The sequence below is a fragment of the Roseivivax sp. THAF30 genome, assembly GCF_009363575.1.
Classification (GTDB): domain Bacteria; phylum Pseudomonadota; class Alphaproteobacteria; order Rhodobacterales; family Rhodobacteraceae; genus Roseivivax; species Roseivivax halotolerans.
The window spans coordinates 3,558,219-3,571,793 of record NZ_CP045389.1; the positions used below are offsets into that span (position 1 = coordinate 3,558,219).

Consider the following 13,575-nt stretch of genomic DNA (forward strand, 5'->3'; position numbering starts at 1 on the left):
CAAGGAGCTGTGGCAGGAAATCCGCATTGACAGAAAAGTCTATGCAAGGGCGCGTTCTGTCTCTGCCGCAACGCGCAAAAGGCGCGACTCGCCCCAAGGCGCGCCATTGAGCAAAAGCCCCGCCGAGGGTGTGCCCGTCGGCAGGCTCACCCCCGCCAGACCCATGAGGTTGCCGACGCGCGTATTCCTGAGGGTGCGAAGGTTCTCCGACACATAATACTCGCCATCCGTCATCAGCCGCTCCGCCTCGGGCGGCAAGTTCGGCGTCGTGGGGCAGAGCACCGCATCGACGCCGGCAGTAGCCCGCGCCCATTCCGCGCGCACGGCCTTCATCCGCTCGACCGCCCGCAGAAAGGTCGCCGCCGCAACCTCTTTGCCCGCTGCGAAGCGCGACCGCACCGCGCCGAACATCAGATCGCCCTTCTCGTCGATGAGCGCGCCCCATTCCGCCCAGGCCTCAGCGGTGTAGAGAACGCCCGCATCGCCCATCGGACCTTCAAGCGCGGGAAAGTCGAAATCCACGATCTCTGCGCCCGCCGCCCCAAGCTTCGCGAGCGCGGCCTCGTAGGCCTCGGCGATTGCCGGTGAGAGATCGTCTTCCACGATCGTGCGAAGCCGGGCGAAGCGCCGTCCTGAAAGGCCCCCTGCCCTCCCCGGCACCGGCGGCTGCACGCCGTCCAGCGCCGCGAAGAGCGCCGCCGCATCGGCGACGTCGCGGCAGAGCGGCCCGACCGTGTCGAACCCTTTCGCCAGCGGCACCACACCTTCGAGGGGCAGCCGCCCCGAGGTCGTCTTGAGCCCCACAAGGTCATTCCATGCCGAGGGCACGCGGACCGATCCGCCGGTATCCGATCCGATGGCCGCGGCGGCGAGCCCGAACGCGACCGAAGCCGCTGCTCCCGACGAAGATCCCCCCGGAACGGCAGCTTGATCGTTCACGCAAGGCGGTGTGGCCGTCACCGGGTTCAACCCCAGCCCCGAAAATGCGAGCTCGGACATATGCGTCTTGCCAAGGCAGACGAGCCCCATCGCGGCACCGTTCCGCAGCACGCGCGCATCCGCAGAGGGCACTCGTCCCGCCAGCATGGCAGAGCCCGCCTCCGTCGCGATCCCGGCCGTGTCGAACAGATCCTTCCAGCTCACCGGCACGCCGTCGAGACGAGAGCGCCGCCGCCCGATGCGCGCGCGCTCCGCCGCCGCCTTCGCTTCCGCGCGGGCGCGATCCGCGGTCACGCGCGCATAGATCCGGTCACGCAGCGGGTGTTCGTCGATCTTCTCCAGAAAGGTCTCCGTCAGCTTGGCCGCGTCGATCTCACCGCGCCCGATGCCGTCGCCCAACGCAAGGGCGTTCATCTCCGTCCAATCGCTCATGCCGTCCTCCGTTGACCTTTCGAGACGCTAGCGGCGGGACGCCTCATGGACAATGCCGCGCACGAGAGCATATTTCGCCCCATGAAGATGGATTGCGATATCGCCATAATCGGCGGCGGCCTTGCCGGTGGCACGCTGGCCCTAGCGCTGGCCCATGCGGGCTTTGGCGTCACCTTGCTGGATGCCGCCCCGGCGGAGACCCACCGCGCGCCCGATTTCGACGGACGGTCCTATGCGCTCGCGCTGACGTCGAAGCGTCTCCTGACGAATCTCGGGCTCTGGGACGTGCTCGGCCCCAATAGCCAGCCGATGCACCGGATCAAGGTGACCGACGGGCGCGTCGGCGATGCCTCGGTCGCTCTTGGTCTCGAGTTCGACAGCGCGGAACTCGAGGAAGGGCCGATGGGCCACATGGTCGAGGACCGGCACCTGCGCGCGGCTATGCTCGATGCGCTGGACGCCGCGCAGGGAATCGACCACCGCACCGGCACGCGCGTCACGAACCAAAGCGCGGCGGAACATGGCGCGACGCTGACGCTTGAGGATGGACTTGACATCACCGCTCCCCTCGTGATCGCCGCCGATGGCCGCCAGAGCGGCACCGCCCGCCGCGCCGGCATCACGCGCACGGGATGGGACTACCCCCAGACCGCGCTTGTCTGCGCCATTGCCCATGAGCGGGATCATGGCGGCACCGCCCACCAGCTCTTCCTGCCCTCCGGTCCGCTCGCGATCCTGCCACTGACCGGCAACCGCTCCTCCATCGTCTGGAGCGAGCGCCGCGGCCTTGCGGAAGACATCAACGCCTTGTCCGAAGAGGATTACCTGACCGTCCTGCGACCCCGTTTCGGGGATTTCCTCGGCGAGGTTTCACTCGCCGGCGCGCGCTACAGCTATCCTCTGAACCTGACGCTGGCCGACAGCCTCACCGCGCCCCGCCTCGCGCTCGTTGGCGATGCCGCGCACGGCGTGCATCCGATCGCGGGACAAGGCCTCAATGCAGGTCTGAAAGATGTCGCGACGCTGGCGGACGTTCTGTCCTCCGCCCGCCGCAGGGGCGAGGATATCGGTGCGCCTCAGGTTCTGGACCGCTACGCGCGGTGGCGGCGCTTCGACACGGCAAGCCTCGGGCTCGCGACCGATCTCTTCAACCGCCTCTTCTCGAACGACAGCGCGGCGCTTCGGGCGATCCGCGATCTCGGCATGCAGGCGGTCAATGCCGCGCCCGGTCTGCGCCGGGCCTTCATGCGCGAGGCGGCAGGCCTTTCGGGCGAGTTGCCCGAACTCATGGCCCGCGAGCGCTGATCCTCAGCCCGGGCGCAGCCCGGTCTCGACGAGCATGCCCTGCCGCTTGGCCTCGTAGTAGTAACCGCGCGCATACCAGCTGACCGCAGTGCCGTGATCGCCGTCCGACAAAAGCCAGGCGCCGCGCAGGTATTTCACCGCGTATTTGAGGTTCGTCTCCGCATCCAGGAGATCCTCGGGCGCGCCGCGGAAGCCCATTGTTCGTGCGGTCGCGGGCAGGATTTGCATGAGACCGTAATACGGCCCGTTCCGCGCCCAGGGCCGATGCGTGCTCTCGCGAATGACGACGCGATGCACCAGCTTGCGCGGAACCTGATAATAGTCGGCATATTCGTTGATCAGCGCACGCAGCTCTTCGGTCTCGTTCGGATGAAGCGGCGGATTGTAGCTGTCGACCGGGTCGGGCGCAGCGGCGAATTGCAGCCGCTCGGTCGATCCAAGGTCGGGAAGAGAACAGGCAGACAGAACGGAACCGAGTAAAAGAGCCAAGGCGAAACGAAGCATATCCGTCATCCGGAATTGTTGAACTGCATCGCTTGTGCCCTCTGCCCATGATTCGCGCGACCCCGGCCTTGCGCGGTAGGCGGGGCGCCGCCCATCCCTTGCCAAATGCGCGGGCGCGCGCCAGTTTCGCGACCATGACAGGCACGCTTCTTTCACTGGGTCACGGCTATTCCGCGCGCGCGCTGGCAGCGCGGCTTTTGCCGCAAGGCTGGACCGTGATCGGCACGACCCGCGATCCCGATAAGCTGGGCTCGCTCGCCGAGACCGGGATCGAGCCGATTCTCTGGGACCGCGAAGCGGTCGAGCGGGCCTTGGCCCGCGCCGATCATCTCCTGATGTCCGCCGCCCCAGGCGACGAGGGCGATCCGGCCCTTGCGCTCGCACGCGACACCATCGCCGCGCGGGCACCAAATATCCGCTGGGCGGGCTATCTTTCCACCACCGGCGTCTACGGCGATGCGGACGGCGCGTGGATCGACGAGAGGGCACCTCTCAATGCCCATAGCCGGCGCGGGCGCGCGCGCGTGAAAGCCGAAGCCGACTGGGCCGCGATACCCGGCCTGCCGCTCCACATTTTCCGCCTTGCTGGCATCTACGGGCCGGGCCGCGGCCCGTTCGCCAAGGTCCGCGAGGGACGCGCACAGCGGGTGGTCAAACCCGGACAGGTTTTCTCGCGTACCCATGTGGAGGACATCGCCCGCGTGCTGGAAGCCTCGATCGCACATCCGACCCCGGGCGAGGCCTTCAATGTCTGCGATGACGAACCCGCCCCGCCACAGGACGTGATCGCCCATGCCGCCGAACTCCTCGGCCTGCCGATCCCGCCCGAAGTCCCCTTCGACGAAGCCGACATGAGCCCCATGGCCCGCAGCTTCTATGCCGATAACAAACGCACATCGAACGAGAAGGTGAAGCACATGCTTGACCTTGAAATGCGCTACCCGACCTACCGCGAAGGCCTCGCCGCCCTCTTGCGCGAGACCGAAGGGGACAGCGGCACGCCCTGATCTTTGGGTTGGGACAAATACCGCGGGGGTGAATTGGCGGCCCCGCCGCCAAGAGGGGGCCGCGCCCCCTTCCCTGCCCGATGATCGGCACGATCAGCGGGCCAGACATGCCCCGCGCGGCACGCGCGGGACCGCTGTATCAGGCGCGCTTTTCCATGCGCGCAACACCCAGGACGTCGAGAACTTTCGCCTCGATATCGGATGCGTTCAGTCTTGCGACGGCATACATGTCCGCCGGGCTCGCCTGGTCGATGAACGTATCCGGCAGCACCATGGAGCGGTATTTCAGACCGGTATCGAACACGCCTTCCTCGGCCAGCAGCTGCGCGACATGGCTTCCGAAGCCGCCGATCGCGCCTTCCTCGATCGTCACGAGTGCCTCGTGATCCCGCGCAAGGCCGAGGATCAGTTCGCAGTCGAGCGGTTTCGCAAAGCGCGCATCGGCGATCGTCGGATGGATGCCCCGCGCCTCCAGAGCCTCCGCGGCCTGCAACACTTCCTTGAGCCGCGCCCCGTAGGACAGGATCGCGACGCGTGCGCCCTCGCGGATCATCCGGCCCTTGCCGATCTCGAGGATTTCTCCCCGTTCGGGCATCTCCACACCCATGCCCTCGCCGCGCGGGTAGCGGAAGGCGATCGGCCCCTCGTCATGCGCCGCGGCTGTCGCGACCATGTGCTTGAGCTCGGCCTCGTCCGCCGCGGCCATCACGGTGAAGCCCGGCAGATTGGCCAGATATGCCACATCGTAGCTGCCCGCATGGGTCGCCCCATCCGCCCCGACGAGCCCTGCCCGGTCGATGGCAAAACGCACGGGCAGCCGCTGGATCGCGACGTCATGCACGACCTGGTCGAAGCCGCGCTGCAGGAAGGTCGAATAGATCGCCGCGAACGGCCGCATCCCGCCCGCGGCGAGGCCCGCGCAGAAGGTCACGCCGTGCTGCTCGGCGATACCCACGTCGAAGCAGCGCGACGGAAACCGCTCGGCCATCAGGTTGAGCCCGGTCCCATCCGGCATCGCCGCTGTCACCGCGCAGATCCGGCTGTCCTCCTCGGCAAGCTCCACCAAGGTCTGACCGAAGACCTTGGTATAGGCCGGTGCATTGGAGGCCGCCTTCTTCTGCTCGCCCGAGCTCACGTCGAATTTCGCCGTCGCATGGCCCCGGTCCGGGCGACCTTCAGCGGGCGCGTAGCCCTTGCCCTTCTTGGTGATGCAATGAATGAGGATCGGCCCATCCGCCCGCGCCTTCACGGTCCTCAGGACCGGCAGCAGGCTTTCCATGTCATGCCCGTCGATGGGCCCGATATAGGAAAAGCCGAGCGCCTCGAAGAGCGTGCCTCCGACGGCCATGCCCTTGATCATGTCCTTGGCCCGCCTGGCCCCTTCGCGGAATGGCTCCGGCAGAAAGCTCACCGCTCCCTTGGCGACATCCTTCAGGGAATGGAACGGCGCCTCGGCATAGAGCCGCGAGAGATAGGACGACATCGCTCCCACGGGCGGCGCGATGGACATTTCGTTGTCGTTCAGGATCACGATCAGCCGTTTGCCGAGGTGGCCGGCATGGTTCATCGCCTCGTAGGCCATGCCCGCCGACATCGCGCCATCACCGATGACCGCGATGGCATCGCCATGCCCCGTCTCGGACGCGCCGTTCAAATCGCGCGCCACCGCGAACCCCAGGCTCGCTGAAATCGACGTCGAACTGTGGGCCGCCCCGAACGGATCGTAGGGGCTTTCGGAACGCTTGGTGAAGCCCGACAGCCCGTCCTTCTGACGCAGCGTGCGGATACGGTCGCGCCGCCCCGTGAGGATCTTGTGCGGATAGCTCTGATGGCTCACATCCCAGACGATCTTGTCCCGCGGCGCATCCCAGACCGCGTGCAGCGCGACGGACAGTTCCACGACGCCAAGCCCCGCGCCGAGATGCCCGCCCGTCTCGGAGACGGCCGAGATCGTCTCGGCGCGCAATTCGTCTGCCACCTGTCGGAGCTCGGTATCAGAGAAGGCCTTGAGGTCTGCCGGTGTATGGACGCGGTCAAGCAGCGGTGTTTGGGGGCGGTCGGACATCGTCACTCACATCTGGTTCGGTCTGCCCGGAATGGATCAGGCTTTCCGGGCGATAACGAAGCGGGCGGCCTCGATCAAGCCGCGTGCCTCCTTGCCGTAGTCAGATAGGGCCGTCTCGGCGCTGTCCACCAGCTCGGCCGCGCGCGCCTTCGCGCCACCCAGCCCCAGGAGCGAGACGAAGGTGGCCTTGCCCCGATCGGCATCCTTGCCCGCCGCCTTGCCCATCGCCGCTGCGTCGCCCTCGATGTCGAGGATGTCATCAGCAATCTGGAAAGCGAGACCCAGCGCATCGGCATAGGCCCGCATCGGCGCGGGATCAGCCCCGGCAAGGCGCGGACCCGCTTCCGCGGCCCAGCGAATGAGCGCGCCGGTCTTGCCCGCCTGGAGGGCCGTGATCTCCTCGAGGTCGAGCGGCGTGCCCGCGCTCTCGGCGGCAATATCGAGCGCCTGGCCCAGAACCATGCCCTCCGCCCCGCTCGCACGTGCGAGGCTCAGGGCGAGATCCGCACGCACCGACGGATCGGGATGCGCCTCGGGCGCAAGGCAGAGCTCGAAGCCCAGCGCCTGCAGACCGTCCCCCACCAGGATCGCGGTCGCCTCGTCCCATTTTCGATGCACGGTCGGCTGACCGCGCCGCAGATCATCGTCATCCATCGCCGGCAGATCGTCATGAACGAGGCTGTAGGCATGCACGGCCTCGATGGCGAGCGCGGCATTCAGCGCATCGTTCGCGCCGTGCAGCCGCGCGCCTTCAAGTGCGAGATAGCCGCGCAGGCGTTTACCGCCGCGCGTGGCATAGGCCATCCCGCGGTGAAGCGGCAGATCCGCGCGGGCCTCGAAAAGCCTGTCGAACCCGCCCTGGATCCGGGTCTGCGCCTCCGTCAGTCCGGCCTCGAACATGCGAGGTCAGAGCCCCTCGACCGGGGTCGTCCCCTTGGGCTGGCCCTCGGCGTCGAGCGTGATCGCCGCGACCTTTTCCTCGGCCTCTTTCAGCTTCTGCTCGCAACGCTTCTTGAGCTTCGCACCGCGTTCGTAAAGCGCGATCGACTGCTCGAGCGGCACGTCCCCGCGTTCGAGTTGCCCCACGACCTCTTCAAGTGCGCGCATCGCTTCCTCGAAACTCATCTCTTCGACGGGCTTGCCTTCGTCGCTCATTCGCCTGCCTCCATCAATGCGCGCACATGCGCCGCCCCGGCCTCGGACAGCGCCTGAAGATCATAGCCGCCCTCGAGTGTCGAGACCACGCGGCCGCCGCAGACCTCGCTGGCCAGCGCGCAAAGCCGCTCGGTCAGCCAGCGGAAATCCTCGGTCTGCCAATTCAGGTTGGCCAGCGGATCGTCGGCATGGGCATCGAACCCTGCCGACAGGATGATGAGGTCGGGGGCGAACTCCCGCAGCCGCGGGAAGACCCGGTCCTCGTAGACCTCGCGCATCCGCGACCCGTCGCTCCCGGGCGGCAGCGGCAGGTTCAGCACGTTGTCATGGGCTCCGGTCTCGTGCGACGCGCCGGTGCCGGGCCAGAGCGGCGACTGGTGCGAGGTGATCGTCAGCGCCCGCCTCTCGTGCCATAGAAGATCCTGAGTGCCATTGCCGTGATGCACGTCGAAATCGACGACCGCCACGCGCGAAAGACCCCGCGTCTCGAGCGCGTATTTCGCACCGATTGCCGCGGTCCCGAACAGGCAGAAGCCCATCGCCGTCGTCCGCTCCGCGTGATGGCCGGGCGGGCGCATCGCAACGAAGGCATTGGCGACCTCGCCGTCCAGTACCATGTCGATGGCCTTCACGATCCCCCCCGCCGCGCGCCGCGCCGCATCGAGCGATCCCGGCGACAGCCAGGTATCCCCATCGACCTGATGCAAGCCCCGCGACGGCAGATGGCTCTCGAGCGAGCCGATATAGCTCGGCGGATGGCAGCGCTCGATATCGCTGTCCTCCGCCAAGGGCGCGGGCACGCGCATCAGCGGGAAGGCGGCCAGCGCATGCAGGAGATGCTCGATCCGCGCCACCCGCTCGGGATGACCTTCGGGCGTGACGTGATGCAATGCGGCGTCATGGGTGAGAAGGGCAGTGACCAAGGCGCATCCTTTCCTGAACGGGCTCGAACAAACCGCGAAACGGCGCCGCTGGCAACCCGGTGACCGGCGCCCCTTTGGATTGGGACAAATACCGCGAGAGCGCGAGAGCTGGCTCTCGCCGGCCGGGTCCGGGGCTCGATGCCCCGGGACCGGACGCGCTAGCGCCGCCAGTGGGTCGGCACGATGATGAGCGCGCCAACCGAAGCCAGAATCGCGTTCCAGCCCTGTCGGCCAAAACCGATGCCGAACATGATCGAGACGAAATAGAACAGGAACGCGCCGCCGACGCAGATGATGACGCTGGCAAGCACACCGTTGTGCGTGAAGCTGGACCGCTCCGAGAGGTATCCGACGATGCCCGCGATCACCACGGTGCCGATCAGGGTTGGGAACACCTCGCCTCACTCCTCTCCGAGCCGATCGCCCGGGACAAGACCTGCCCCGCGCAGGAACGCATCGGCATCCTGCGCACCGCGTCCTGCCTTCTGCAAGCGCGTAACTTCGATCGCGCCATCGCCGCAGGCGACGCGGAGGCCGGGCCCGCCCAGGACTTCGCCCGGCGCGCCCTCCCCGTCCGACATCCGGCTCCCGAGAAGTTTCAGCCGCTCGCCACGCGCCTCGGTCCAGGCACCGGGAAAGGGGGCAAGCGCGCGGATCTGCCGATCGACGATACGGGCGGGCCGCGTCCAATCGATACGGGCCTCCGATTTCTCGATCTTGGTCGCGTAGATCACGCCCTCGTCGGGCTGCGGTTCAGGGGTGAGCGTGGGCAGCCTCGAAAGCGTGTCGACGATCATCCGCGCGCCCATCTCCGACAGCCGGTCGTGCAGGGTCTCGCTTGTCTCCTCCGCTGCGATCTCGGTCGCCTCGGCCATGAGAACGGGGCCGGTATCGAGACCCGCTTCCATCTGCATCACGGCGATGCCGGTCATCCGGTCGCCTGCGAGGATCGCGCGCTGGATGGGCGCGGCCCCGCGCCAGCGAGGCAGGAGGGATGCATGGATGTTGAGGCAGCCGTAATCCGGCGCATCGAGGACCGGCTGGGGCAGGATCAGCCCGTAGGCGACGACCACCGCGACCTGGGCCTCGAGCGCGGCAAAGGCCGCCTGCTCGTCAGCGCCCTTCAAGGATGCCGGGTGGCGCACCTCCAGCCCAAGTTCGAGTGCGCGCGCGTGGACCGGGGTCGGCCGGTCTTTCTTGCCACGCCCGGCGGGCCGGGGCGGCTGGCAATAGACCGCGGCGATCTCGTGTCCGGCCGCCGCCAGCGCCTCCAGGACCGGAACCGAAAAGTCCGGCGTGCCCATGAATACGACGCGCATCGCGCACCAACTCCTTTTGTCTGTCCCACCCGGCTTATCGCGCCGGGCGGATCAGGAAAAGGGTGGCCTCACTTCACCTTGCGGATCTCGCCCGAGCGCAGCTTCTCGGAATATTTCCGAAGCTCCTGCTTCACCAGCGGCATCAGGAAGTAGAGCCCGATCACGTTGAAGATCGCCATCGAGAAGAGCGCCGCATCGGAGAAGGCGATGACCGGATCCAGGCTCGCCGCCGCTCCGATCACGACGAAGAAGCAGAAGATCGCCTTGAAGACGAGCTCCTTGCCCTTGCCTTCGCCGAAGAGGAAGGTCCAGGCCTTGAGGCCGTAATAAGACCAGCTCAGCATCGTCGAGAAGGCAAAGAGCACCACCGCGACGGCCAGCACGATCGGGAACCAGGAGAACGCCGTCGCGAAGGCGTCCGAGGTCAGCGCGACACCCGTTGCCCCCGTCTGGGTCACGATCTGACCGTTCTCGACCACGAAGAGCCCGGTCTCGGGATCGGTGACGAGTTGATCGGAGATGATGATGACAAGCGCGGTCATGGTGCAGATCACGACCGTGTCGATGAAGGGCTCGAGAAGCGCGACGAAGCCCTCGGTGATCGGCTCCTTGGTTTTCACCGCCGAGTGGGCGATGGCCGCCGAGCCGATGCCCGCCTCGTTCGAGAAGGCGGCGCGCCGGAAGCCCTGGATCAGCGCCCCGACCATGCCGCCGGCGACACCGAGCCCGGTGAACGCCCCTTCGATGATGCGGCTGAAGGCGATGCCGATCTGATCGAAATTGGCGAGGATGATGACGAGCGCCGCAAGGACGTAGAGGATGCCCATGAAGGGCACGACCTTCTCCGTGACACGGGCGATGGATTTAAGACCGCCGATGATGACGACACCGACGATCACCGCGAAGACGATGCCGGTGATCCAGCCGGGATATTCCCCTACGACGCCAGAGATCTGCTGGTGCGCCTGGTTGACCTGGAACATGTTGCCGCCGCCGAGGGCGCCGAGCAACGTGAAGACCGAAAAGCCCACGGCAAGGAAGGTGCCGCCGGGAAGGCCGCGTTCCTTGAACCCCTTGGTGAGGTAATACATCGGCCCGCCCGAGACGCTGCCGTCCGGGAACTCGTTGCGATATTTCACGCCAAGCGTGCACTCGGTGAATTTCGTCGCCATGCCCAGAAGACCCGCAAGGATCATCCAGAACATCGCGCCGGGCCCGCCGATGCTCATCGCCACGGCGACGCCCGCGATATTCCCGAGTCCGACCGTGCCCGAGAGGGCGGTCGCGAGCGCCTGGAAATGGCTGACCTCACCGGCATCGTTCGGGTCGGAATAATCGCCTTTCACAAGGCGGATCGAATGTCCCACCCAGCGAAACTGCACGAAGCCGAAATAAAGCGAGAAGACCACCGCGCCGATCACCAGCCAGCCGACGATCCACGGCACCTCGGTGCCGGGAAAGTTCGCAAATATCAGGTTCACGTACCAGCCCGTCGAGCTTTCGAAGAGGCCGTTGATGGTCTCGTCGAGCGATTGCGCCTGCGCGCCCGTGGCCGCGAGGAGCGCGGCGAAGAAAACGAAGATGCGAGAGATGACTGACATGGTCTGGCTCCTTCAGGGAACGATGGTGCAGGGCACAGGCGAGACCTGGACCAGCGTTGCGGCGGTGGAGCCGAAAAGACGGGCCTTGAAGGCCGAAGAGCCATCGCGACCGACGAAGATCTGCCGGGCTTTCTCGGACTTGGCGAGCTCGACCAGGATCTCGGCGGAATGGCCGTAGCGGATCACGGGCGACACCTCGACGCCGTGTCCCGAGACCCGTTCGAGCGCTGGCGTGACCACGGCGCTTTCGGCGCGGGCCAGCTCTTCCTTGCGGCGGCGGTGGCGCTCGGCCAGCTCTTCCTGCGTCAGAAACGAATACGGCGACCATTCGAGAACATGGACAAGAATGATCGGCGTGGAGGCTTCGACCGCTTGCGCGATGGCGACATCGAGCGCCCGATCCGAAGCGGGGCTGCCGTCATAGCCGACGATGAATGGATCTGACATGGGAAGGCTCCGGCTGTGGGAACAATGGAGTTCAGCTAGCGCAGATGTGAAGTGCGGCCAAAGAATTGTTTTCCCAACGCATGACGCACGGAACGCAAGAGCGGCCTTGCAAGGCAAGACCGCTCAGAAAATACGCGGCGCGGCCCCGAAGGGCCACGCGATATCCGCCCGTGTCAGGCGACGTCGAATTGCAGGTTGCGGATCTGCCGGAACAGACCGGTCTCGTGCAGTTCCTTCAGGGCCTCTGGCTTCACCGCCTCGTCGACGTAGAGAAGCGCGATCGCCTCGCCCTTGGCTGCCGAACGCCCGAGGGTAAAGTTCGCGATGTTCACGCCGTTCTTGCCCATCGTCGTGCCGAGCGTGCCGATGATGCCGGGCACGTCCTCGTTCGTCGTGTAGAGCATGTGGCGGCCGATCTCGGCGTCGATATTGATGCCCTTGATCTGGATGAAGCGCGGCTTGCCGTCCGAGAAGACCGTCCCGCCGATGGAGCGCTCGCGCTTGTCGGTTGCGACCGTCACCTTGATATAGCCCTCGAAGGCACCCGATTGCGCCTGCCGCGTGGTCGAGATCTTGATCCCGCGCTCCTTCGCGATGAGCGGCGCGGAGACCATGTTCACCTCGGGATTGATGCTCTTCATGATCCCGGCGATCAGGCTGCAATTGAGCGCCTCGAGATTCATCTCGGACACCGAACCGTCATAAAGGATGTTGATCGCCTTGATCGCCTCGTCGGTCATCTGCCCGATGAAGCTGCCGAGGTGATCGGAGAGCTTGATCCACGGCCCCATGACCTTGGCCTCTTCGGCCGTCACAGACGGCATGTTAAGCGCGTTCTGCACGGCGCCTGTCAGCAGGTAGTCGGCCATCTGCTCGGCGACCTGGAGTGCCACGTTCTCTTGCGCCTCGGTGGTCGCCGCGCCCAGATGCGGGGTGCAGACGACGTTCGGCAGGTTGAAGAGCGGGTTCTCCTTGGCAGGCTCCTCGGCGAAGACGTCGAAACCCGCACCGGCGACATGGCCCGACTTCAAAAGCTCGGCCAGCGCCGCCTCGTCGACGAGCCCGCCGCGCGCGCAGTTGATGATCCGCACGCCCTTCTTCGTCTTCTCGAGGTTCTCCTTGGAGAGAATGTTCTTCGTCTGGTCGGTCAGCGGCACATGCAGCGTGATGAAGTCGGCGCGGCTCAAAAGCTCATCGAGCTCGACCTTCTCGACGCCCATCTTGTCGGCCTTTTCCTGGCTGAGGAACGGATCATAGGCGACGACCTTCATCCGCAAGCCCCGCGCGCGGTCGCAGACGATGCCGCCGATATTGCCCGCGCCGATGACGCCAAGGGTCTTGCCCGTCAGCTCGACCCCCATGAACTTCGACTTCTCCCACTTGCCCGCGCGGGTCGAGGCCGAAGCCTCCGGGATCTGGCGAGCAACGGCGAACATCATCGCGATGGCATGCTCGGCGGTCGTGATCATGTTGCCGAAAGGCGTGTTCATCACGATGACGCCCTTCTTGGACGCCGCCTCCTTGTCGATATTGTCGGTGCCGATGCCGGCGCGGCCGATGACCTTCAGATTCGGCGCATTCTCGAGGATCGTCGGCGTGACCTTCGTGGCCGAGCGGATCGCGAGACCATCGTAGTCACCGATCACCTCGGCGAGCTTGTCCTTGTCCTTGCCGAGGTCGGGCTGGAAGTCGACCTCGATACCGCGGTCGCGGAAGATCTGCACCGCAGCGTCAGACAGTTTGTCGGAGATGAGAACCTTGGGAGCCATGTCAGTGGTCCTTTGAATGAACGATATAGGAAAGGACCGGGCCCGCCGCCCGAGACGTCACGTGACGTCTCGGACGAAATCCGCATGGATTTCGGGCCCGGAGGAAACC

The 13,575-nt window shown here is 66.1% G+C and carries 13 protein-coding genes; 2 read left to right on the forward strand and 11 right to left on the reverse strand.

What is annotated here, in order from left to right; all coding sequences use genetic code 11:
- Window positions 1–39 precede the first annotated feature (39 nt).
- Entirely contained in the window at window positions 40–1,371 is a 1,332-nt protein-coding gene (locus FIU91_RS17225; protein ID WP_152463405.1) for an amidase, read from the reverse strand.
- Between the two features lie 45 nt (window positions 1,372–1,416).
- Here FIU91_RS17225 and FIU91_RS17230 point away from each other — a divergent pair, with 45 nt between their 5' ends.
- Window positions 1,417–2,676 (forward strand): FAD-dependent monooxygenase, encoded by a 1,260-nt coding sequence (locus FIU91_RS17230; RefSeq protein ID WP_152463406.1) that lies wholly within the window; start codon window positions 1,417–1,419, stop codon window positions 2,674–2,676.
- 3 nt (window positions 2,677–2,679) lie between these two features.
- On the opposite strand, the gene FIU91_RS17235 is transcribed toward FIU91_RS17230, so the two are convergent.
- Complete coding sequence (locus FIU91_RS17235; protein WP_152463407.1) at window positions 2,680–3,189, reverse strand: lytic transglycosylase domain-containing protein; 510 nt, start codon at window positions 3,187–3,189, stop codon at window positions 2,680–2,682.
- A gap of 125 nt (window positions 3,190–3,314) precedes the next feature.
- Between FIU91_RS17235 and FIU91_RS17240 the strand changes: the two genes are divergently transcribed.
- On the forward strand, window positions 3,315–4,187 hold the full coding sequence (locus FIU91_RS17240; RefSeq protein ID WP_152463408.1) for an SDR family oxidoreductase: 873 nt from the start codon (window positions 3,315–3,317) through the stop codon (window positions 4,185–4,187).
- 139 nt (window positions 4,188–4,326) lie between these two features.
- Here the strand turns inward: FIU91_RS17240 and dxs are convergent, their stop codons facing one another.
- From dxs to serA, 9 genes are all read right to left on the reverse strand, one after another.
- Entirely contained in the window at window positions 4,327–6,252 is a 1,926-nt protein-coding gene (gene dxs, locus FIU91_RS17245) for a 1-deoxy-D-xylulose-5-phosphate synthase (RefSeq protein WP_152463409.1), read from the reverse strand.
- Window positions 6,253–6,288: 36 nt separating this feature from the next.
- Window positions 6,289–7,152: a polyprenyl synthetase family protein gene (locus FIU91_RS17250; protein WP_152463410.1), complete on the reverse strand. Its 864-nt coding sequence runs from the start codon at window positions 7,150–7,152 to the stop codon at window positions 6,289–6,291.
- 6 nt (window positions 7,153–7,158) lie between these two features.
- Complete coding sequence (locus FIU91_RS17255) at window positions 7,159–7,407, reverse strand: exodeoxyribonuclease VII small subunit (RefSeq protein WP_093008958.1); 249 nt, start codon at window positions 7,405–7,407, stop codon at window positions 7,159–7,161.
- Window positions 7,404–8,330, reverse strand: coding sequence for a histone deacetylase family protein (locus FIU91_RS17260; protein WP_152463411.1), 927 nt, complete (start codon window positions 8,328–8,330; stop codon window positions 7,404–7,406). Before FIU91_RS17260 ends, FIU91_RS17255 begins: the two co-directional genes overlap by 4 nt.
- Before the next feature lie 158 nt (window positions 8,331–8,488).
- On the reverse strand, window positions 8,489–8,725 hold the full coding sequence (locus tag FIU91_RS17265; protein ID WP_152463412.1) for a hypothetical protein: 237 nt from the start codon (window positions 8,723–8,725) through the stop codon (window positions 8,489–8,491).
- Between the two features lie 6 nt (window positions 8,726–8,731).
- Complete coding sequence (gene fmt, locus FIU91_RS17270) at window positions 8,732–9,649, reverse strand: methionyl-tRNA formyltransferase (RefSeq protein WP_152463413.1); 918 nt, start codon at window positions 9,647–9,649, stop codon at window positions 8,732–8,734.
- 68 nt (window positions 9,650–9,717) lie between these two features.
- Window positions 9,718–11,250 (reverse strand): sodium:alanine symporter family protein, encoded by a 1,533-nt coding sequence (locus FIU91_RS17275; RefSeq protein WP_152463414.1) that lies wholly within the window; start codon window positions 11,248–11,250, stop codon window positions 9,718–9,720.
- A 12-nt stretch (window positions 11,251–11,262) separates the two neighbouring features.
- Window positions 11,263–11,697 carry a universal stress protein gene (locus FIU91_RS17280; RefSeq protein ID WP_152463415.1) on the reverse strand — a complete coding sequence of 145 codons (435 nt, stop codon included), beginning with the start codon at window positions 11,695–11,697 and terminating at the stop codon, window positions 11,263–11,265.
- A 173-nt stretch (window positions 11,698–11,870) separates the two neighbouring features.
- A complete protein-coding gene (gene serA, locus FIU91_RS17285) occupies window positions 11,871–13,466 on the reverse strand; it encodes a phosphoglycerate dehydrogenase (RefSeq protein WP_152463416.1) in 1,596 nt (531 codons plus the stop codon).
- Between the last annotated feature and the right edge of the window lie 109 nt (window positions 13,467–13,575).